The organism is Candidatus Gastranaerophilales bacterium (genome assembly GCA_028693235.1).
Taxonomy (GTDB): domain Bacteria; phylum Cyanobacteriota; class Vampirovibrionia; order Gastranaerophilales; family Gastranaerophilaceae; genus JAQUVW01.
Window position 1 is genome coordinate 337284 of sequence record JAQUVW010000001.1, and the last position, 20650, is coordinate 357933.

Here is a 20650-nt window from a genome sequence, read left to right on the forward strand (position 1 = left end):
TCTTTCGGTCTATAATTGCACTATGAAAAAAAGATGGATTTGGATAATTGAGCTTTTCCTTTGGGCGTTTGTTTTATTCGCCGTGTCTTTTAGTTTCGTTTTTGTAAAAGCTGTCAATGCTCAAAGAGGAAACAGTTATTACGTATTTTTTAAGGATGTTGACGGATTAGAAAAAGGCTCTCCTGTCAGATTGATGGGGATGCAAATCGGATACGTTAAAAATATAAAAGTGTTTGATGACAAGGTCTTTATATCATTTTTGGTTACTAAAAATGGCGTAAAAGTCCCTGAACATGCAATTGCTACCGTTGAATTTTACGGGTTAGGTGGCTCAAAATCTCTGGAAATGATGCCATCAACTGAAAAATTTGCAGGTAAAGAAGATTATATCATTTCAAAAGAACCATATAGAATTAAAGACTATTATGAAGGCTCAAGTCAAATTGCTAAGTCTATTATGGAACTTTCAAGAGGTACAAGCGGTATTACTGAAGCTTCCATCGATAGAACCAGAGAACTTTTAAAGTTTAGTTCTGTTTTGGAAAAAATAAACTTCGGCGTCAAATTTGCTGAAGGAGTAGAAAATAAATTTATAGAAACTAACGATAATACCGATAATATAAAAATAGAGGGTGATTTAGATGGTGATGGAAAAGACTGATAACGAAAATTTAGTTATATGCTCTCACCCATTGTGTCAGCATAATTTAAGTATAATAAGAGATAAAAAAACTTCTGCAGAGGTTTTTAGAAATGCGGTAAAAAGGATTACATATTTGCTTTTTTATGCAGCTACTGAAGACTTAGAGCTTGAGTGTGTTGATGTTGAAACTCCGCTTCAAAAATGTGAATCAAAGATTTTGAAACGAGATAAAAATATTATTATAGCTCCTATTTTGAGAGCAGGGCTTATTTTTTCATCAATAGCGGCTGAAATTATGCCACATGTTAGCATTCAACATATTGGTATGTATCGTGATGAAAAAACATTGCAGCCTATTTGGTATTACAACAAAATTCCGATTGAGATAGAAAATCCTGAAAACAATATTATTCTAATCCTTGATCCGATGCTTGCTACCGGCAATTCAGCGATTGAAGCTATAAAACTGTTTGTAAATAAAAAAATTCCTCAGAAAAATATAAAATTTGTGAATTTGATTAGTGCCCCTGAGGGATTGAAAAAAGTTCATGATGTTTATCCTGATGTTAAAATTATTACAGCACATGTTGATAATTCATTAAACAATAACGGCTATATTCTTCCGGGATTAGGAGATGCTGGTGATAGAATTTTTAATACTTTAGAGGATTAAATGTTTTATTTTGATTCTTTCTATGGTAAAAAAGTTTTAAAATCTACATTATTAGACGGTGTAGAACACTTTTTTACAACCAGAGAATTTCCGCTGACCTCTGCAGCAAGAGAAGATTTGAAAGATATTTGTGAAGATAACAGAAAATTTTTATGTGAAAAATTTAATATTCCGTCTTCTGGTTTGTTGACCGCAAATCAAATTCATTCAGCAAATATTTTACATTATGACGGAGAACACAGCTTTTATGACAATTGTGATGCGGTGATTTCCAGTAAAAAAAACACTGCGATATTGCTTAATTTTGCTGATTGTACGCCTGTTATTTTGTATGATAAGGTTAATAATGTTGCAGCTGTAGTTCATGCCGGTTGGCGAGGTACTGCTCAAAATATTGCAGCTAAAACCGTAGATGCAATTTGCTCCTATTATGGCTCAAAACCTGAAGATATAGTTGCGGTAATCGGACCGGCTATTTCAAAATGTTGTTTTGAAACATCAGAAGATGTCTTTGAAAAACTTGTACCCTCGCATGACGATAAATATTTCTATTATGATTCATCTTTAAACAAGTATTTTGTTGATTTAAAATTGTTGAATGAAAAACAATTATTAGACAAGGGACTAAAAAATATTGATATATGCGACTATTGCACAGTTTGTATGTCTGATATATTTTTTTCATATAGAAAAGAAAAAGGAATTACCGCAAGGCATAGTGCCGTTATAAAGTTATAATCACATAAAAGAGGAAGATTAATGTCTGTTATCGAAAAATTTTCAACTATATCAAACACTATTACTAAACTTATAGAATTTGTTTCAACCGATGAAACTGTTAAAGATGATTTTAACGACTATTTATTGACTATAGGTGCTAAAAATATGACACCTGCTCAAGTTCAGGCTATGCTGGTTCCTTACATTTTTGAACGTAGACTTTTTGAAGAAAGAAAAGGTATTATCGATTTATATATTGAAAAAAATACAAAACTCGATACTTTTACGAAAAAATTGTTAGCATCATTGAAAAATTCATTTTCTTCAATATATGAAATTAAGAAAGTTGTGCATAATGGCTTTGAACTTGTTAATTTGATTAACGAAAAAAAATACAATGTACTCTCTTTAGTTAAAATGACTAATTATAGAGGTGTTTATGCCGGTCAATATGCAATGTGCAGAATTTTTAATTTTGAAGATGATTTTTACATTTTGGAAGTATCTAACATAGTTTCTTCTGCTAAAAAAGAAGAAGTTCAAAAGTTTGCAATCGCTAAAATAATTGAACGCCCCGAGGAAGTGTATTTAGATAATCCTGAAAAATTGAAAGAAATTGAAAAGCAAGTTAGTAATTTCTCTGAAAAATTTACCGAATGTTTTGGCAAAGATGAAATCGTTACAACAAACCAACACGCCGATATTTTAATAAATATATTCAATAATTATTGCGAAAATCAAAATGACGTAAATTGTGATGAAATAACTGAAAATATTAAAGAACCTGATGAATATAAGTATTTTCACGTTCCTGAGTTCGACAGCTCTTATTCAAATTTTGTTGAAAAATCGATGGGGGGCTTTTCATCTCACAATGCTCTTTATGATGTGGGTATTGTTTATGATAAAGATTTGGGACTTTTTGCTATTCCATTCTATGCAACTTTTAAAAAAGTGTTTGAAGTAGAGGATTCTGCATCAATTCAGGGGGGTGAAGGCTGTGTAAAAAGCTTTTTGGAAAATGACCGAATACCTTATCAAATCATAAAAAAAGTAGCCGATGCTTCGCCAAAGTTCATGAGTGTTGTAAATAAGATACTTGATAAAAATTACACTTTTGATGAGTTGATGGAATTTTACAAGTCTGATTCTATAAAAAACAAAGTCTTTTCTCCAACGAGCGTTTTGTATTCTTCAAAGATATTTTCTGAAGTCATGGGGTTTGTGATTGAAGAAACAGACGAAGCTACAAAGCCAAAAGTCGATTATTCAAATGTTGGCAGAAATGACCCGTGTCCTTGTGGTAGCGGTAAAAAATACAAAAAATGTTGTATGAATAACTAATTAAATAAACAAAAAAGACGACCTTAAAAGTTCGTTGTAACGAGTCGCGAAGTTTGAGAAATTGGCTCACCAAGTTTGAGATTTTTTAACAACTTTATTGCAGATAAATTATTTTATATAAAAGTCCTATGACCTTGTAGTACAGGTTTGTTGACTCCTAAATTGCAGATAAGTATGTAATATATTGTAGATAAATAAATTTAAACTCAGTTTAAAACGTTTTTAAAGTCTATTTAAAAGAAAGACAAAGCCCTTAAAATGGGCTTTGTTTTGTTTAGAGAAGGAGAGTTCTATTTTATATATTCAATAATTCCTTGGAATATGCCTTCTGCAAATAGTTCTGGTTTTTCATTTAATAGTTTTTCTTCGTTAGTGTTGGAAATAAAAGCACATTCAACAAGAATTGCTGGTGCTTTAGTTGTTTTTAAAACATAAAATCCCTCAGTTTTTACACCGCGGTTAATCAACTTGGTTACATTAATAAGAGAGTTTTGTACACATTGAGCAGCTTTTTTACCATTGAGTGAGCTTGAGTAATAGAATGTTTCGACTCCATTAGCGGTTCGATTTGCGTGGGAATTACAATGAATTGAAACAAATAAATTTGAATTACTGTTTTTTTCTTGGTTAGAGATATCTTCCAACCCTTTTTCTTCTTGGAATAGTTCTACAATATAACCCTTTTCAAATAGTTTTGAACCCAATATTCTTGCTATCTTATTAGTTATTATTTTTTCTTTTATTCCTGATTTACCGATAGCCCCACTATCTTTCCCGCCGTGACCTGCGTTAATAAATATTTTTTTCATATATTCTTTTCCTTTATATTGGTTCTTTGTAAATCTTATTCAAATCTATTGGTTCTTTGCCTGATTTCAACCATCCGAGATTGAAATTTACTGCAAAACGCATCATATTAATACGCCAATTCTTAATGCACTCAACGGCTTTCATCATACGTTTGAATTTTGAATTTGCTTCACTAAAGCTAATTTTTTTAACGCTTAATATATTGAGTGGTAGGTCTTCACAAATAACAATTGCTTCACCAAGTTTTTCTATTATTTTTATAAACCCATTTTTAAATAATTCTTTAACTGTTGCGTTTACAACAATAGTTTGATGATATTTGCAATCAAAGTCATGACCGATTGCAGGTCTTACATCCCATTCCATACGACCGCCACCTATTGGAGCGAGCCACTTTGGGATTGTAAAACCGTCTGTCAAAAAGAATCTGGGAACAAGATATAAAAGACCGTCATCATCCTGATAAAGCTGATTGTGTAAGGCATAACACCTACCGTCTTTATTTGATTGTCTAAATTCAGTTTTACCTGTTATGAATTTACCCATTATTTAGACACCTCGATAATTTTATTATTTTTAGCGCTTACAAAAACAAGAAAAGAATTTTTTATTACAATTATTTGTTGACTAACATTGTCTTCTTTTTGAACACTTACAGTTGTTAAATAACAATTATTAATGTATGCCTTTTGTGTTTTAACCTCATCTGCAAAAGCAATATTGCAAGATAATAATAGTAAAAGTAATAATATCTTTTTCATAATAAGTCCTTTCCATTTTATTCATCTAATAGTGTTGTTTTTTCTTCGAGTAGAGCTTTCCTAGCTAATTTTCTTGCCTGAAAAGCTGGTTCCGCTACCTGCTTTAAGAATAACCCCAACGCAACGAGTTCATTTTTAGTCATTTGAACTTCATTCAACTCTGTAGCATCCCAAATTGCTATCGGGAATATATCAGTAGCGACTAATAAAGCGTAGTCATTGACATAACTGGGTTTGTAACTTAGACCATTTGTATATTTGACTGGCGTATTTAACACCGTTTGATAAGCTTCATCTGCTTGTTGCAATTCAGAATCAATAGCTTTTAATCTCTCTTGCTTTATATATTCAGGTGTTTGAACAACGTCAATTACTTGATGATTTATGATTTTATAACCATAGCCACGGCATAATAGAGCTTTTTCTTCATCAGTCAAAGCTCTATCGCCATCAATTCTATCGCCATTATAAAAACCGCCTATTGGCACAATAGCGCCAATTATACTAATATTATCGTACATTTTAAACCTTTCCATTATCACTTAACTTTAAAATATAAAACCATTTTGTTAGCACGAGGTTGAACACTTTCACTATTACCATACATTTTATTTACCAATGAAGCATTAAAGTTTAAGACAGAAGGTGCATAATCTGCCCCACCACTACCACGAGATACTTGATTTGTAACTTTAAAACACCCTGTATCATGACTTAAAGCTGCACCTGACCACGCTTCACCTACGATATTCGGCAAGCCGGCTTCGCCAAAATCCGCAAGTCCAGTTGAGTCGTTAATAATCTCAAAAAAGTTAGAAGCTCTTGGCAGTTTGAACTTTTCATTAATTGTATCAAGCTGATAGTACCACGCGGAATTTGTTTTTTTAACGAGATAATCCATGAGTGTACTTTGCGATTCAGAAACCAATTTTCTACCATCTGAGGCTTTTTTATAGGTGACAGATTTGTTTGCTACAATGTTTTCAGAAGAAAGTTTGCCCGTATTGACATCCCAGATGATTTCATCACCAACTTTGGTGTAACTTTTAGCTAGATTTATTGTGCCTTTAAAATAACCTGTACTAATAGCCACATAGCTCATTCCGTTTTTTAAAGGAAGATTGGCATTATATATTGGTGTTGAACTGGTTAATGTATAATTTGAATTTCCTGAAAAATCTCCAGTCGTATTCAACCATAATTTATAGGCTGTCCCCGTAAATGCCAATTTTGTATAATAATTAGTATTAGCAAGGATTGGGATATTAGCTTGAACACTTGCTAAATTCCACCCTGACCCACTTCCCAGATATAGTCGAAGCACGCCAGATATAACCTCAACTAATGCCCCACATTCCGTCGATGGCCCAGAGGCATTAAAGATAACCTGTTCAGTTGTAATGTCGGTATCTGTGGTGAAGTTCCTAACAATTTCCCAAGTTTTATTACTTGGGCTGAATAGTGAATTTTCCAAAATATAATTTGCTGCAGAAAATCCACTTGCTATAAAGTTATCGTCGACTATAACAGCCCCTATTTTTGAATATGTATTCATTGGGATATGGACAATATTTTCAGTTTTATCAACAGCGCCAGTCAATAATCCATTCAAATAATTATAAGCTTCAGGATAATCAGCTTTGTTTAACCAACTTCCGTCTGCAAGCTTCCAACTTGGGTCGGTTATGACGTGGTCTGACATTTTGAAGTCGAAAAGATTATAATCACTTTGTTTTGGCAAATTTGCAATTGGGACTTTTGAAGTTGCATCTAGCGGGGCATATCCATTTGCATTGCCCTTTTCGGAAGTTTTTTGGTATTCTGTTAATTTTCCATCAACATATTGCGTAGATGCTGTAACTATTGATGGGTCAACCAATAATTCTAATACATTAGTATCCATCATTGATATGTCAATCTCTATCAACAACTGTTTTAAAGCACCAGTTGCTGATGATTGTTTAATTGTCTCAGGCATTTTTGCTACAACGATTAATTTGCCTTCAGCATTAAAAACGCCAGCTTCTCTTATCGTAAAGCCACCTTCGTTGGCAGGAATATGAGTTATTGCATAGATTTTTCCATCTTTACGTGCAAATTCACTTACATTACCCTCCCATTTTTTGTTTTTTAAAGCAGTCTGACTCTTTAAGGGTTCATAATATATACCATTAGAATCCCCAACGGCAATTTTGGTTAGCGCTAAATCTTTTGAAGAAACAAGACATTCAGCTTGAGATATTATGCCGTCATTAGTTAAAATTGAATAAAATTCTTGTGTCATTTATTCTTCCTTTGCATTTATTGTTATAATTTCACCGATTTTTGTGTAAGCAAAAATGTTTTGTTTACAAATAGATGTCAAATAAACTTCTATAGCTTCGAGTCGAGAGCGTGCGTTTTTGAACGTATTTATTAATTTAATAAGTTGTTGTTCTACTGTCTCTGAAAGACCTCTTGAAAAGACATTTAAAATGACTTTAAAATAATAAGGATTTCCTTCATACTCGAACCATTCTTTAATGTCGCCTTGAATGTTTAGTGTTTCAAGAACTTTTAATAAAGCGTATTTTGTACCTTTGTATCTGTGGATTTCAAGGGCATTTTTAAGAAGATTTCTTTTTTCTTGCTCTGACTCAGCGAAATTCCACCCTTCATCTCCTAAAATATGGAATGCTTCCGCAAGTAAAGGTAAAAATTTCAAATCTACGTGGTCAAAAGCGTAAATCATCAATGGTTTTAAGTCCATTTCAAAGGCTTTAGCTGCACATTTTTCTACCGCTAAATTACTTTGATCTTGTAAAACAACTGGAATTAGAGAACCCATCATGAAACCCTCGCTACACTTAGAGTTCCAATAGAACCATTATAAAATTTGGTATCATCAGCTACTAATTGGCTAATATCGTCATCAAAATCAACGTCATAAACACCATCAATAGATTTTATTAGGGCAATAATATCTGACTTTATTACCGCAATTTTTAATTTTGTTTTAATAGAAATAAAATATGCTTCTAATAATTCGTTTATCAGCGTTGAAACTTTTACATAATCAGCTTCTTTTTTTATCTTGACAGTTGGACTTATTGTATAATTTACTTTTATTGCCGAATGAACGACAACATTATCAGTTAGAGGTCTAACCTTGTCAGCCGTAACCACCTGACTTACTGCATCTTGAATAGCTAAAGAAGCTTCCCCATCTTTTGTTAATACATATATATCAACCGTACCAGCTGAAGAAGATTTAACTTTTACGTCAACAATATCTTTATGTGCTGATTTGGCATAATATTCATAACCTTCAGTTGTTCCAGCTGTTGAAAAACTTTCTGGTGCTAAATAAAGCCTTTCTCTATAATGTTCATCATCTTCCGCATCAGATGCTCCAGAAATGCCGTTAACATTTGAGACTGATTCAATATATGCAAAATTTTTGATTAAGTTGTTTATATCGCCTGCTTTATAGTTATTTAACACAGCACCTGCAAGTTCTGATGTTATTCCAACAGTTGCCGTTGTTTGACCAGCTGGAATAACTAAATCTTTATCTGTAATAAAGATATATTCACCGTCTTTTGTTTCAATTTCAGTTCCTTTCGGTAAAACTTTATCAACTGCAAATATTTCATATAAAGTAACTTGTAATAGGTCTTTTCCACAACTTGCTGTTAAACGAGGGCAACCCAGTATTTCGCCTATAAGGTCAAGAAAAATCCCTTTAGCTGTTTTAAGAAAGCAATTTTGAAAAGCTTCATTAAATGAAATCTTACTCAGGGTAGATAGATGATTGATAACAGATAACATTAGTCTTTCACTTTGAGCTGGAAAAAGTGTTTTTCCAGTTTCTTTCTCAAACAAAGCTACTAGTTGCTGTTCATCTTTTTCAGGGTTTATCTCAATTAAATCTATGTTGTCCATATTAACTCTACCTCTTTGTAATATTGAATTTGCTTGTATTTATAACCTATTTTGATTTTTAAAGTGCTTTCTGAAATTATCGAGAATGAAATATTATTAAACTTTACTCTTGGTTCTTGATATTGAAGCTCTGTCAATAACATTTGCTTCATCTTTGATTGAACTTGATTTATTGGTCTATCCATATACTGCATAAGGTCAACGCCCAAGTTAGGATTATGAACAACCGTTTCTTTTTGAGTCGAAGCAATAGTTAAAATACATTGATCTATATCATCAAGTTCAGTTGCAATTTCGCCAATCGTACCGATTTTATGCTGCCAATTTTTTGTATCTAATTCTTTTACGTTTTTTACAATCATTTTTAAACCTTTGGTGGTGTTGTATCAGCACCATTATTACCATTACCGTGTAAGTGATTCTTTAAAGAAATGCCTGCAGCTGTGACGTCTCCAGTAACAATTAAATTTCCAGTTATATTTACGTTTGTTGCTATTATTTCAGCGCTCCCTTTAACATCAGCTTTTAAATGATGTGTTGACTTATCATATTCAATATGCGTCCCGTCTGAGAATGTGAAATATTTCTTGTTTCTGTCAAAAATTGCAAGAGGTGAAGAGTCAGTATTTACAGCACCTAGAACAACTCCATCATCAGTTTCATCGTCATATATAAGCGATACTTCTTCATCAATATCTAAGAAGTTGCCATCTTTATCATTCTTAGATTTTTGCTTTATGACAGGCAAGTAATCTGTTTCAAAATTGTCCATATCAGGGATATTGACTCTAACTCTACCGTAATCATCTATATTTATTACATTTCCGAATTTTAAACTAAGCAATTTTTTTCACCTCGCCGTTGCAAGAGTAATCATCAGGAGTTACTGTATGTATGCTTTTAGTAATATGATATTTTCCGTTGAAGTTGAAATAATCTTCCAAATTGAAATTGACTCCAGCTATGAAATAGCTGTTGCCACTTTTTAAATCAACACTTCCTTCAATTGTATTCTGACCATTTTTCAAACCAGCGTTTGCAACAGTCATAGCTTGTTCTTTAGTTTGGCACTTACGATTGATTTTTAAAGTTTCAGCCTTTACCCCATCTTTTGCATTTTTAGCGGTATAACTTACCATTTTTCCTGTTTTTGGATTTTTGTATTTTACGCTGCAAGCATTGTAGGTCTTAGTCGACGTATCATTAAGAGATATATGCTTGATATCGTTACGTTTAATCGTACTTAAAGCTTTTGTTTCTTCCAAAGCTTCCATTTTTGTAAAAGTTAAAACTGTATCATTCAGCTTAAATAAATAACCGTATTTTTGTGCAAGTCTATGTAAAAAGGCTAAGTCAGATTCATTTCTTTGTGCTTCTCTTGGGATTTTTATAAACCCTTCTTTTCCAGCTACTGTAAAGCCGTGCTTTTTTCCAATTTCTTTAGCTATTTGAATTAGAGTTTTTCCTTCATACGGTTTATTATTTTTTTCTCTAATTTTATTGTTTATTGATGCCGCCAAAGTTCTAATAATATAGGTATCACCATCATCAGAGCTATCCATCGTTCCTTCATCAACAGTAAATGTGCCACAGTTTAACAATTCTTCGCCTGTGTATCCTATTTTTGCGGATATTTTGTCGCCTTTTTGCGGCTGCCAAGAACTTTTAAATAAGTTTTCATTATCGTTTAAAGTCACTTCAAGCTCGTCAGATTCACCACTTTCATAATCTGTATATGTCAACGATAGAATATATTTACTGATATCAGCTGTAATATTCTTTTTGTTGTAGATGATTTCTATGTAAGGTTTTTTTATTGTTTCCAAGGTGGTAAATCCTCATTTGTTGCGTCTATATCTGATAGGACAGGGACAATTAACTTAATCCCAGTTGGTATAATCGGTGAGATAGCCACAGTCGGGTTAGCCATAACTAGTGGAGCGTACTTAAAACAATCGCCGTAATATTTATAGGCTATTGTGTCCCATCTATCACCCTGTTTTGTTATGTGTTCTTTATAATGGCTGTATTGCATCTATAACTCCGTTTTTAATATCACCTGAAACACCATTTGTTACTGTGTTTAAATAACTATCAGCTTTTCTTAATGCAGTATCTAAAACATTATCAGTAAGTGTTTCATAAAAGTTTTGTGTTTTATTAACAATATTTCTAACCGCCTTTTGTGGCTTTGTTTCGACCTTTTTAAGTTCACCAGTCGGTTGAGTTTTCTTTTTATTTTGCTGTTTAAATTCTTCATCTTGTTTTGATGGAGCTTCTATTAAATCTACCGTTAAATCAGCACATAGAATCGTGTCTAAATATTGTTCAATTGTATTTTTAGCAATTTTTGAAATAACATATTTGCCGATGTAGTTATCTTGCTGAAAATAATCAATTATTTCGCAGTTTTCAGCTTTGAGTTCTAAGTCTTTTATGATCTGCCCAGGATGACAAAATGAATGATGTAATTTAATCGGCAAACTGTACTTTTTTAGACCTTCTCCTGTTGCTATCAAAGTTGGTTTTTGTCCAATACCTTTTTGTTCGGTATAACCATAGTCGACTTCCGTTGCTTGTGTTTCAGTTTTTGAAAAAATTTCAATTACATCATCAACACCAACTTTTTGAGGAATAATTGGTTCAGGTTTAAATTCGTTGTAATCTATATATCCACTAAGCATAAGACCTTGCCTCTTTTCTTCTTTGTTCTGTTTTGATTTTCGCCAGTAGTTTGCGTTCGTGTTCTTCTAAAACTTTTTTCAAATCCTGAACATCTTTTATAGTTGAATTGTTTATTACAGGAGCATAGGTTAGCCTGATAGAGCTATCTCTACCTAGTGAACCTTGTCTAAGACTTTTGGCTTGATTCGCTGGAACGATCATTTCATCCTTGTGAGTTTCAGCTATATAACCATCAAAAGGAACTCGATCTAAGCCATCAAAATGTGAGCCATCTGTTTTTGTTTTTTTGTCTGGTTTTGGCGTTCCTTTTGGTGGAGTTTCCATTTTTTTATGAGTTTCAATAACCCATTTCCCGCCTCTAAAAATCCAATAAAGAGGTTGTGTCCATTTGATTACATCCCAAGCAGCTTTAGCTAACTTGGCTAATCCTGTTATTATAAAACCGATAGCTTTACCAGCTTTTATGCCGAAAGATTCTGCACCTTTACCAGCTGAATTAATAGGAGTTGAGATTTTTTTAAACCAATTAATCATACCTTTAACTCCGCTTGCAATAGGAGTCATCCATTTTGCAATCTTATTAAAAGTTGGATGTAAAGGTCTTGTTCCTTCAATAATTCCCGACCACAAACCTCTAAAAAATCCTTTTATCGGTTTCCAATATTTATAAATAAGAAAGGCTCCGATTGCAATTCCAGATATTATCCCAATCATAGGAGCTAAGGCTATTGTTGAATTCAGTCCCATTGCCGCAAATAACTTATTTTTATGCATAAATCTTACTGTATCGCGATAAATAGGTGCGAATTCATTAAAGCCTTTTAAAAGCCCACTGACACCAAGAGAAAGTCCGCCAATTCCAATTAAGCCAACAGCACCTAATGCACTACTGATAGCAATGACGCTTTGTATTGGTTCAGGCAATGCTCCAAATGCATTTGTAACAGCAATAGCACCTCTTGTTAGTCCTCTTATCACAGGAGTAAGCTTATCGCCATAACTTATCGCAATAGTTTCGATACTACCACCTAACTCTTCAAGTTCACCTTTTAAATTGTTCATTTTTTCTGCAGCGACTTGAGTTGCCGTAACTTTTGACATCGAACTCCACATTTTATCAGCACCTTGTGCTCCTTCTGTGAATAAAATGTTAGCTGCTCTGATTGCATCTGCTCCAAACATTGTTTCTAAAGCGTAGAGACGTTGTTGGTTTGTTAAACCTTTTAATTTGTCGTGTAATACTCCTGAAATCTCAGTGATATTTTTGATATTTCCATGAGAATCAAAGAATGCATTAGAAAGTAGTTGATATTTTTCTTTACCGTCTTTTGAAACTTTTACAAGTTTTCCAGTCGCAAGACCTAATTTAACAAATGCAGTAACTTGTTCATCTGTTCTTGGTTGCAAGTTCATAAGCATTGATTTTAAAGAAGTACCAGCGTCTGAACCTTTCAATCCGTTCTGTGCAAACAATGCCAATGCTATATTCACATCTTTAAAACTCATTCCAAAGCCAGAGGCAACAGCTGAAGCCATTGACAGAGAAAATTTTAATTCTCCGACACTTGTTGCTGAAGCATTCGCTGCACCAGCCAAGATATTGGCAGCACCAGCAACTGTAAGGTTGTCTTTTCTAAAAGCGTTTAAAGCTGTTGAAGCGATTTCAGCGGCATCCGCCAATTCTAAATCACCAGCTGCAGCCAAACTCAAAGCACCGGATAAACCACCGTTTAAAATCTGAGAAGTTGAAACTCCTGCTTTTTCTAATTCAGTGATACCTTGTGCCGCTTCTAAAGCTGAAAATTTAGTATCAGCGCCCATTTTTAAAGCTAATTTCTTTAGCTTATCCATATTCTCGGCAGTTTCACCAGTAATGGCTTTTATATTAGATAATTCACTACCAAAATCAGCAGCAACTTTGACACCAAGCGCTAGAGGTGCTGCAATAACGCCACCAGCTACTAAAGCTCCTTTGCCGATTGTGTCTAAAGAATCAGATACTTTTGCAATCTTTTTTTGCATTTTATCAAATTCACTATCTGATTTTGAAACAGCACCACGGATAACCCCTGACATCTTGTCATTGGCAGATAACATTAATTTTAAAATCATATTATCGCTCACTAGTTATCCTCTTCTGGTGCTGTGTTCAAGTAGTTATAAAAGTCTATGGATTCATCAACCCAAAATTTAATTTCATCAACAGGCATAGAAAGAATGGAATCTTTACTCCAGCCAGTGACATAAGCAAGAGTTATTATGTCTCTTGCTGTTGGGAGTTTTTTCCAGAAGCAAACTCATTCCATTTTTCTTCTAGTAATAAATAATCAGCAACATCTAAATCTAAAAGATCAGAGTATGTTAATTTGTCCCCATCGAAACTTGCAATTTCTGCTATTACATGGGCTCCAACTAGACTAGACTTTGAACCAGCCCTTTGTCTTGCATTTATAACATCTCTACCCGTTGATTTTCTAAATTTTACAATTGTGCCATTACTCAAACAGAATTCATCAGCTGTGTTTACTGATGACTCATCATTTTCTTTTGTTATTTCTGGATTAACATCTTTTTTTGACATTTTTTGCTCCTTCTTTTTTCAAAAAAATCAGGAATCGGGATTCCAATCCCTGATTTTGCATAACTCATAATTTTAATTTTTTATTCTTATTTAAAGTTCATTTAAAACGGCTTTAAATTTTACTGTTTACAAACTTTTTCTACCTGACTAAGCTGTACAGTCAGAGTCTTCGACAATCCCCCTTGTAAACAAACCGTTTGCATAGCTTGCCTCCTTTACTTTGCAATACTGCCTTAAGTCAATATTTAAAGGATTCCTAGATTTTTGTTTATTTCTGCTCTGACATCAATTCCATTTACTTTATGGATATTGTTTGGAATATCAATGTGATAACGTTCTTTTCCTCCGACAACAAGCCTTGCCATTGTAAGGTTAAAGTTCATATCATAGTTCATATTTTCATGGTCTTTTAATTCACCTAGCAAGCCAAATTCTTCGGACGTTCCACGAATGAACAATTTAACCCCTTTATGAGAAGTTACTTTGTCGCCAGTGTATTCCATCAAGTCGCCATATATCGCGATTTCTACAGCTTCGCAAGGGTTAGCAATCTGGGCAAAGATTTCTTCATAAAAGCTGTTTAAAGTAATTTTTGTCGTCATAGCTTCTACTTTGCCAGTATTTAATTTGTAAGAGCCGCAAGAACCTAAATCGTTAACATCAATAGTTTTGTGTTTGATAACGGGAGAGGTTACTGATGATGCAATGCCTAAACAGTTGTTTGCACCAACGTAAATACAAGCATCAACAAGCATATTTCTTTTAGTTGTCATTATTCTTGACCTCCGATTTTATTCAAATATTCGATTACAACATCGTTTTCGTAAACTAAGTTTTCTAATGGTGGTGGTGGACAAGATTTATAACTCATAACAAGCATACCGTTAGCAAGTTGTGAAGCTGGGTTTTTTGCTGGGTTATAGAAAATTTCCGCATCAATCAAAGCACCTTTTTTCTTTTCAATAGAGAAGAAATCAGTTACTTTAGTTATAATTCTGTCAATGATGACGTCAGAAATAGGACCATCAATTACATTTAAAGAGAAGTTTTCTATGCTTTCTTCAATATAATCAATCTGTCTGACACAACATTCAAAAGTCATTAAACCATTTGAAGCAGGGAATGAAGCGTTTCTATTGCCCCATTCTTTATATGTCCCTCTATCATTTATAGTTGTTGTAATTCCGTAAGAGTTTAATTTGTTCGCATCGCAATCAACATCATTAAGTTCGAATGAGACAGGAACATCAAAGCCCTCAATTCCGTAGATTGGCTGGTTTGAAGATGACCAGTGAACACCTTTTGTTCTGTCCAAATTAGCTCTTAAACCAGCTGCAAAAGGTGAAGCGTATCGACATTCATAAGAATTCGTAACTTTGTTATATACCTTGTAGTGGTGATGTAAAAGCTTAATTCTTTCATTAGAAGTATTGAAATTGATTGTTCCTGCTTCGCCTCTACCTTCAATGGCAGTATTTAAAGAAGTATTCATTGGTGCATCGATGTAAGCATAAGCCTTAAGCTTATTAACTAAAGGCTCTAATGCTGTTTTTATGGCATTAATAGAAGTAAATGCAGGTGCAATAATGATTTTAGGCTTAACACCATATTTTGATTTAACATCTTTTAAAAGTTCTAAACCTGTTTTGATGCCATCTTGGTCAACACCACCAATTATATCTGCATTGGTAATTTTAGACGGATCAGCATAATCATAAGCAACTGTTACTTCATCTGTTGCTGTTAAAGAACCACCTGTTTTTACTTCGATTACATTATCAACGAAAGTATAATCAGTGTCTAAAACTGCAGCAGTTGAACCTTTTGTTACAGTTAAATTAGCAATGCCTAATTCTGCAAGTGTGATTTTACCTTTAACAAATGTTTTTGTTGAGCTGACATTAGACTTGTGGATAGATGGGTTAAATACGTTAATGACAAAAATTCTAGCACCACCTTTGCCATCAGTTTTTTGTTTAAAGATATCTTCTAATGATTGAGGAATAGTGTAGTTTGGATATGTTTTTCCAAAATATTTAGCGGCAGCTGTCGGATCAGAAATATCTACAATGTTATTAACTGTTTGATATTCAGCATCAACATCAAAAATCGGAGCAATACCAACTAAACCAATAATAGCAGTATCAACACCGCCAACGGTTACTGTATCAGATGTATTTCTTGTTGTACTTGAGCCGTGATGAAACGTCATTACTTAGCTCCTTTCTTTGTTATAACTTTGTTTTTTTCTTCAATTAGTTTGCCCTGGCGAACTAATGATTGTACTTTTTTATTATCTTCTGGTAGGTCGTATGAATTGCCAGATACCAAAATATAGCTATCTTTTCCAATATCCATTGGGGCAAAATCACCTTTATAAATGTAACTTTTCATATATTGCCTTTCTTATTGCCACAGTGGGACAACGTTACTTTCTTTTGAAACTTCTTGTGTTGGAAGCGTAATCGCGAAAGATACGCCCCAATATAAGTCTTTTGTAATCTTTTCTAAGAATGCCTTCTTAACTGGGTATAGTTTTTTGCCATTAATCACCAAACCAGTTAAAGTGTCTTTTACTTGTTTTAAAATAGGATAAGCATCTTTATATTTTTTTAGCGAACGTAGTCCTGTAATTACAGAGAATTCAAGAGTTTCATCTTGAGTTACCAAGTTTATTGTCTGAGGTTTTGAATAAATAGAACCGTCATATCGAACTAGCATACAGCCTTTAGCCGAGGTAAAATTATAAGAATCAAAATCAGCTGGGAAGCTTTCTATTTGAAATTTATCAAATATGGGTTTTAATGCATCTATTATTGCGGTTTCAATTGTTTCTAACATCTTCTATCCTCGATATTGATTGAAGTAACTGTCGTTAAAAATGCGGCTATTATTGTTTTTGTTTGTAAGATAACTAGACTTAATTGGCTGCATATCAGGGTTTTCAACAGGCAAATCAAGTATGATATTACCTTTTTGCAACTCCTGAAGGGTTCTTATCGCTAGTTTGTGGTTCTCGGATATGTGTTCAGGGATATCTTGTGGTCTTCTTAAATGAAGTCTATATGCAACGATATCGGCAGCAAGTTTAGAGATTAGAGCTGGCACGCATTTAAGTGGTAATGTGTACCTAGCTCTAAGATACCCGTTGATAAGCTCGTCAGCGTAAACTGACACATCATTAAATCTTTGGACATTAACAACACTTTCGTTTGATGGATCATCAACTGTAAGGTTAATTAGTTCATCTTCTGGAATAATGTTTTCAATTTCACTAATTGAGCAGTACATCTAAGCAAGTTCCTTTATCTTTTTTTGAAGCTTCTTTTTTGCTTCTGACTTAGAATCAGCAATAAGAGATTCTAGTTCAGTTTTGTCTGTTATTGTTTCAAAGAAGGCAATTTGTTCTTTGTTCGTCAACTCAGAATAAGCCTTGTCGCCGTCTTCTGTTCCTGAACCTGATTGAGCTTTTTTGTTATTTGGGTGGTTAGCACAAATTGTTTCATCACAGATAGTACAATCTTCTTGACAGTCTTCGGCTGCAGCAATGATTTGTAATTTTTCTTCATCTGTTAAGTCTTCATCACCTTTAAATACAAGAGCTATAACCTTTTTAGATGTAAGAGGGGGAGAGGGCTGTCGGTTATCCTCTCCTGAAGACTCAACTAAAGTTTTTGCTTCAATTAAGCCCGCCTCTAATAAATCTTTGGTATCTTTTTCATCAGGTGATATGCTATCACCGACTTCAAAATATTTGTGGTTATATCTGATAGGAGTTTTTACAATAAAATCCATTATTCCTCCTAAATTACATCCATCATAATTGCGCCGCAATCTGGAGCAAGTATTAGGTCTTTATTCTGTTCTACAACCTTGATAATGTGAGAACCTTTAATTCCTCTATCATTATCGAAGTACGTTAGAACCCTACGCGTTTCATATTCAGCTGTGACACCAAATGTTAAACCATAATCAACATCAGCTATTGGGTTTTGGTAATACAATGAAATATGATTACCCCAAACTCCGTTATAAACAGGAGTTTGTCCTTTTTTCGCTGTATTTACAACTGATTGACCGACTAAAATATCTTCTAGTTCCAAGAATTCTATCAAGAATGCCAAAGGAACTTTTCCTTTATCACCTGAATTTTTGTTATAAGCTTGAACAATTTCAGGATGTTGTCTTAATACCGATAGAACTTTTCTGTTCATAACAGCGTGGGTTGGTTTCATAAAACAAGCATTTGAAGCTTCTTCAAACATTGAAATTGGTGAAGATAAATTGTTAGATATTTTATCTGAACTAGACAAAGTTTCTTTGTGCCCATAGTTATCAGGGTTCTGGATTACACTTGCAACTCTTTTTTCACGAGCTAAAGCAACTAAATCCGTTGTAAATATTGTGTTTTTTGCAATTGGGTCAGCTGCATTTGCTTTTTGAGCTGCTTCTACATCTGCTGCAGGTACACAGTCTTTTAAACCATGGTCTTCTACTGAAGCATCTTTAATTTCTGATTTTAATTCAACTTCGTTAGCTTGTCCTTTTCTACCAATAGTTGTGTCTGGTACTGTGAACATTTGAGCCTTCGGGTAGAAATTATACTTAAACGATTCAGTCTTTACAGGCACTCTTTTTAATACTTTGTCAGCAATTAATCCTTGATTGGTATATGCCAAAGAAATTGCCGTTAATTGTGGGTTTATTTCTAATGCGTGTTCCATATTTTGTCCTTCCTTATTTCAATATCGCAGCAGAAATGTCACCAGATACTGCGTTGTATTTAGAGTAACCAATAGTGTTTTTTGCAAGGTCTTTAATTCTTGCTTTAATTTCAGTTAAAACTTCAACCGAATTGATAGATGTAACCGTTGAAATTGCATCTAAAACCGTAAAATCAATCTTTGCAGTGACTGCCTTGCCGTTAGAATCGCAAGTGAGCATATCTCCACGGGCAACAGTTCCGCCGAATTCAATATCTTTTTCACCAAGAGCGAATACATCTACTGTTTGACCAGCTTTTACATCCAAGCTGTCCGTAACACCAGCTAAATTATCAAATGGTGATGTTGCAATGACGACTTTGTTGTCATCAGAAAATTTTACAATTCTGTTTGCAGGAATATCAGCACCTGCAATATATGATTTTATTGTCATTAGTTTTTACCTTTCTTTAATGCGTTGTAAGCTGTTAGAGTATCAACTTCGATACCTTTTTTAGCTTGTTCAGCTTGATAAGCTACGATTTGGTTGGCAGCAGCTTTTGGATCAGAGAAATCGATTGTGCTATCATCTTGACCTTTGCCTTCTGGAAGTTCAGAAAAATCAATCTGCTTAAGTCCACCGATGAACTCTTTGAAACGAGCGACTGGCGACTTTTCATCGCCTTCAGCAAAATCAAAAGTTTCACAGCCACTAAGGACTTCCATAAAATCTACGACATCACTTTTTTGTGCCGGAGTAATTTGTCCTTCTGAAACTGCTTTTTCAGAGAATGATTCAAACTCTTGTCTTTTTTGTTGAGCTTCCATTGCTTTTAATTTTTGTTTTAAATTTTCGTTTTCAGATTTAGTAAGAATCATTTCCTCACTAAAATCTTCTGTTTTAGCCGCGTGTGCAGCTTGTTTAGGGTCAGTTGTTGTCAACTCTAACTCCTTTCCTTTATTAATAAGTTCTTCACAATAACTACTAATCTCTTGTGGTGATTTGTTTTCAACTTGTTTTAAAGTTTCAATATTCCAAGTACTAATGATTTTATCTGCAGTTTCTATGTCGTATTTCTCAATCAAATGATCGCGTAAATTTTGAATAATACGAGCCAAAGTATCAAATTTGTAGTCTTCTAAGTCAGAAAATTCATAAGTCTGAACTTGTAAATCTTCAGAAAATACATATTCAGGCATACCTTTAACTCTAGGTGGTACAGCTCCTAGGAAACCAACGTGACGAAGTTGTAAGTCTTCGGTTAAACTTACAGAACGGTTTTTGTATCTACCTTTATTTACCCATTCCGCAAAATCTTCGCAGACATCTTTATATTTTGCGTAAAGCTTTCCACCATCGGCTTTCAATTTATCAACCCAGCCATAAGCAGGACTGTTATTTTTTGGATGCCCAATAACAATTGGAGCATTTGTGTTTTCACCATCATTAAAGTTATTGGCGATTGTTTTTATGTCTTCGTTTGTGTATTCAATCTCATTGCCATCAGCTTGTTTATATTTACCAGCTCTAAAAATTTCACACCAACTCATTATTTATACCTTTCATTTGTTTTGTGGAGTTAGAGGGAGTTTCCTCCCTCTAGATAATCTAGGAATCAAACTATATTGTTACTTTAATGGATTTTGAAATTTAAAAATAATGCATTTTTCAAAACTTTTTGCAACACAAATTTCAATGCATTTTTCAACGCAGATTTCAATGCATTTTTCAACGCTCGCAGCGTTGAAATTTGCAGTACAAAAGGAACGCAAATAATAATAAAGTTTAAAAGAAATAAATAACAA

27 protein-coding genes are annotated in these 20650 nt (G+C 33.7%); 4 read left to right on the forward strand and 23 right to left on the reverse strand.

The genetic code is table 11. The annotated features are described in order from the left end of the window. The first annotated feature begins 22 nt into the window (after window positions 1–22). The 4 genes from PHV37_01675 to PHV37_01690 are packed head-to-tail and all read left to right on the forward strand — an operon-like array spanning window position 23 to window position 3380. Window positions 23–661: an MCE family protein gene (locus PHV37_01675; protein MDD3236790.1), complete on the forward strand. Its 639-nt coding sequence runs from the start codon at window positions 23–25 to the stop codon at window positions 659–661. Then, a complete protein-coding gene (upp, locus tag PHV37_01680; protein ID MDD3236791.1) occupies window positions 648–1316 on the forward strand; it encodes a uracil phosphoribosyltransferase in 669 nt (222 codons plus the stop codon). The genes PHV37_01675 and upp overlap by 14 nt, the downstream gene beginning before the upstream one ends. Then, window positions 1317–2054, forward strand: coding sequence for a peptidoglycan editing factor PgeF (pgeF, locus tag PHV37_01685; protein ID MDD3236792.1), 738 nt, complete (start codon window positions 1317–1319; stop codon window positions 2052–2054). A gap of 21 nt (window positions 2055–2075) precedes the next feature. Continuing rightward, on the forward strand, window positions 2076–3380 hold the full coding sequence (locus PHV37_01690) for an SEC-C domain-containing protein (protein ID MDD3236793.1): 1305 nt from the start codon (window positions 2076–2078) through the stop codon (window positions 3378–3380). A gap of 290 nt (window positions 3381–3670) precedes the next feature. Here the strand turns inward: PHV37_01690 and PHV37_01695 are convergent, their stop codons facing one another. The 23 genes from PHV37_01695 to PHV37_01805 form a co-directional block, all read right to left on the reverse strand. Beyond that, window positions 3671–4189 carry an N-acetylmuramoyl-L-alanine amidase gene (locus tag PHV37_01695; protein ID MDD3236794.1) on the reverse strand — a complete coding sequence of 173 codons (519 nt, stop codon included), beginning with the start codon at window positions 4187–4189 and terminating at the stop codon, window positions 3671–3673. A gap of 13 nt (window positions 4190–4202) precedes the next feature. Further along, a complete protein-coding gene (locus PHV37_01700; GenBank protein ID MDD3236795.1) occupies window positions 4203–4736 on the reverse strand; it encodes a hypothetical protein in 534 nt (177 codons plus the stop codon). Then, window positions 4736–4951 carry a hypothetical protein gene (locus tag PHV37_01705; protein ID MDD3236796.1) on the reverse strand — a complete coding sequence of 72 codons (216 nt, stop codon included), beginning with the start codon at window positions 4949–4951 and terminating at the stop codon, window positions 4736–4738. The genes PHV37_01700 and PHV37_01705 overlap by 1 nt, the downstream gene beginning before the upstream one ends. 17 nt (window positions 4952–4968) lie before the next feature. Continuing rightward, window positions 4969–5472 carry a hypothetical protein gene (locus PHV37_01710; GenBank protein ID MDD3236797.1) on the reverse strand — a complete coding sequence of 168 codons (504 nt, stop codon included), beginning with the start codon at window positions 5470–5472 and terminating at the stop codon, window positions 4969–4971. Between the two features lie 17 nt (window positions 5473–5489). After that, entirely contained in the window at window positions 5490–7235 is a 1746-nt protein-coding gene (locus tag PHV37_01715; protein ID MDD3236798.1) for a phage tail protein, read from the reverse strand. Beyond that, window positions 7236–7781 (reverse strand): phage tail protein I, encoded by a 546-nt coding sequence (locus PHV37_01720; GenBank protein MDD3236799.1) that lies wholly within the window; start codon window positions 7779–7781, stop codon window positions 7236–7238. Beyond that, entirely contained in the window at window positions 7778–8875 is a 1098-nt protein-coding gene (locus PHV37_01725; protein MDD3236800.1) for a baseplate J/gp47 family protein, read from the reverse strand. Before PHV37_01725 ends, PHV37_01720 begins: the two co-directional genes overlap by 4 nt. Next, window positions 8863–9237, reverse strand: a complete 375-nt coding sequence (locus PHV37_01730) for a GPW/gp25 family protein (GenBank protein MDD3236801.1) — start codon at window positions 9235–9237, stop codon at window positions 8863–8865. The genes PHV37_01725 and PHV37_01730 overlap by 13 nt, the downstream gene beginning before the upstream one ends. A gap of 2 nt (window positions 9238–9239) precedes the next feature. Then, window positions 9240–9719, reverse strand: a complete 480-nt coding sequence (locus PHV37_01735) for a hypothetical protein (protein ID MDD3236802.1) — start codon at window positions 9717–9719, stop codon at window positions 9240–9242. Beyond that, complete coding sequence (locus PHV37_01740; GenBank protein MDD3236803.1) at window positions 9712–10701, reverse strand: contractile injection system protein, VgrG/Pvc8 family; 990 nt, start codon at window positions 10699–10701, stop codon at window positions 9712–9714. Before PHV37_01740 ends, PHV37_01735 begins: the two co-directional genes overlap by 8 nt. Continuing rightward, window positions 10689–10910, reverse strand: coding sequence for a tail protein X (locus tag PHV37_01745; protein MDD3236804.1), 222 nt, complete (start codon window positions 10908–10910; stop codon window positions 10689–10691). The genes PHV37_01740 and PHV37_01745 overlap by 13 nt, the downstream gene beginning before the upstream one ends. Next, complete coding sequence (locus PHV37_01750) at window positions 10891–11559, reverse strand: hypothetical protein (GenBank protein MDD3236805.1); 669 nt, start codon at window positions 11557–11559, stop codon at window positions 10891–10893. The genes PHV37_01745 and PHV37_01750 overlap by 20 nt, the downstream gene beginning before the upstream one ends. Beyond that, on the reverse strand, window positions 11552–13684 hold the full coding sequence (locus tag PHV37_01755) for a phage tail tape measure protein (GenBank protein MDD3236806.1): 2133 nt from the start codon (window positions 13682–13684) through the stop codon (window positions 11552–11554). The genes PHV37_01750 and PHV37_01755 overlap by 8 nt, the downstream gene beginning before the upstream one ends. Before the next feature lie 133 nt (window positions 13685–13817). Beyond that, window positions 13818–14141 (reverse strand): phage tail assembly protein, encoded by a 324-nt coding sequence (locus tag PHV37_01760; protein ID MDD3236807.1) that lies wholly within the window; start codon window positions 14139–14141, stop codon window positions 13818–13820. 245 nt (window positions 14142–14386) lie between these two features. Next, complete coding sequence (locus PHV37_01765; GenBank protein ID MDD3236808.1) at window positions 14387–14914, reverse strand: phage major tail tube protein; 528 nt, start codon at window positions 14912–14914, stop codon at window positions 14387–14389. Beyond that, the gene (locus PHV37_01770; GenBank protein ID MDD3236809.1) at window positions 14914–16353 is read right to left on the reverse strand and encodes a phage tail sheath subtilisin-like domain-containing protein; all 1440 of its coding nucleotides are present in this window, start codon (window positions 16351–16353) and stop codon (window positions 14914–14916) included. Before PHV37_01770 ends, PHV37_01765 begins: the two co-directional genes overlap by 1 nt. Next, window positions 16353–16535, reverse strand: a complete 183-nt coding sequence (locus tag PHV37_01775) for a hypothetical protein (GenBank protein MDD3236810.1) — start codon at window positions 16533–16535, stop codon at window positions 16353–16355. Before PHV37_01775 ends, PHV37_01770 begins: the two co-directional genes overlap by 1 nt. Window positions 16536–16547: 12 nt before the next feature. Continuing rightward, complete coding sequence (locus tag PHV37_01780; GenBank protein MDD3236811.1) at window positions 16548–16982, reverse strand: Gp37 family protein; 435 nt, start codon at window positions 16980–16982, stop codon at window positions 16548–16550. A gap of 3 nt (window positions 16983–16985) precedes the next feature. Next, on the reverse strand, window positions 16986–17432 hold the full coding sequence (locus PHV37_01785) for a DUF1320 domain-containing protein (GenBank protein MDD3236812.1): 447 nt from the start codon (window positions 17430–17432) through the stop codon (window positions 16986–16988). After that, window positions 17433–17936 carry a hypothetical protein gene (locus PHV37_01790; GenBank protein ID MDD3236813.1) on the reverse strand — a complete coding sequence of 168 codons (504 nt, stop codon included), beginning with the start codon at window positions 17934–17936 and terminating at the stop codon, window positions 17433–17435. A gap of 8 nt (window positions 17937–17944) precedes the next feature. Next, entirely contained in the window at window positions 17945–18865 is a 921-nt protein-coding gene (locus PHV37_01795) for a hypothetical protein (protein ID MDD3236814.1), read from the reverse strand. A gap of 13 nt (window positions 18866–18878) precedes the next feature. Beyond that, window positions 18879–19298, reverse strand: coding sequence for a DUF2190 family protein (locus PHV37_01800; GenBank protein ID MDD3236815.1), 420 nt, complete (start codon window positions 19296–19298; stop codon window positions 18879–18881). Further along, window positions 19298–20395, reverse strand: coding sequence for a phage protease (locus tag PHV37_01805; protein ID MDD3236816.1), 1098 nt, complete (start codon window positions 20393–20395; stop codon window positions 19298–19300). The genes PHV37_01800 and PHV37_01805 overlap by 1 nt, the downstream gene beginning before the upstream one ends. Between the last annotated feature and the right edge of the window lie 255 nt (window positions 20396–20650).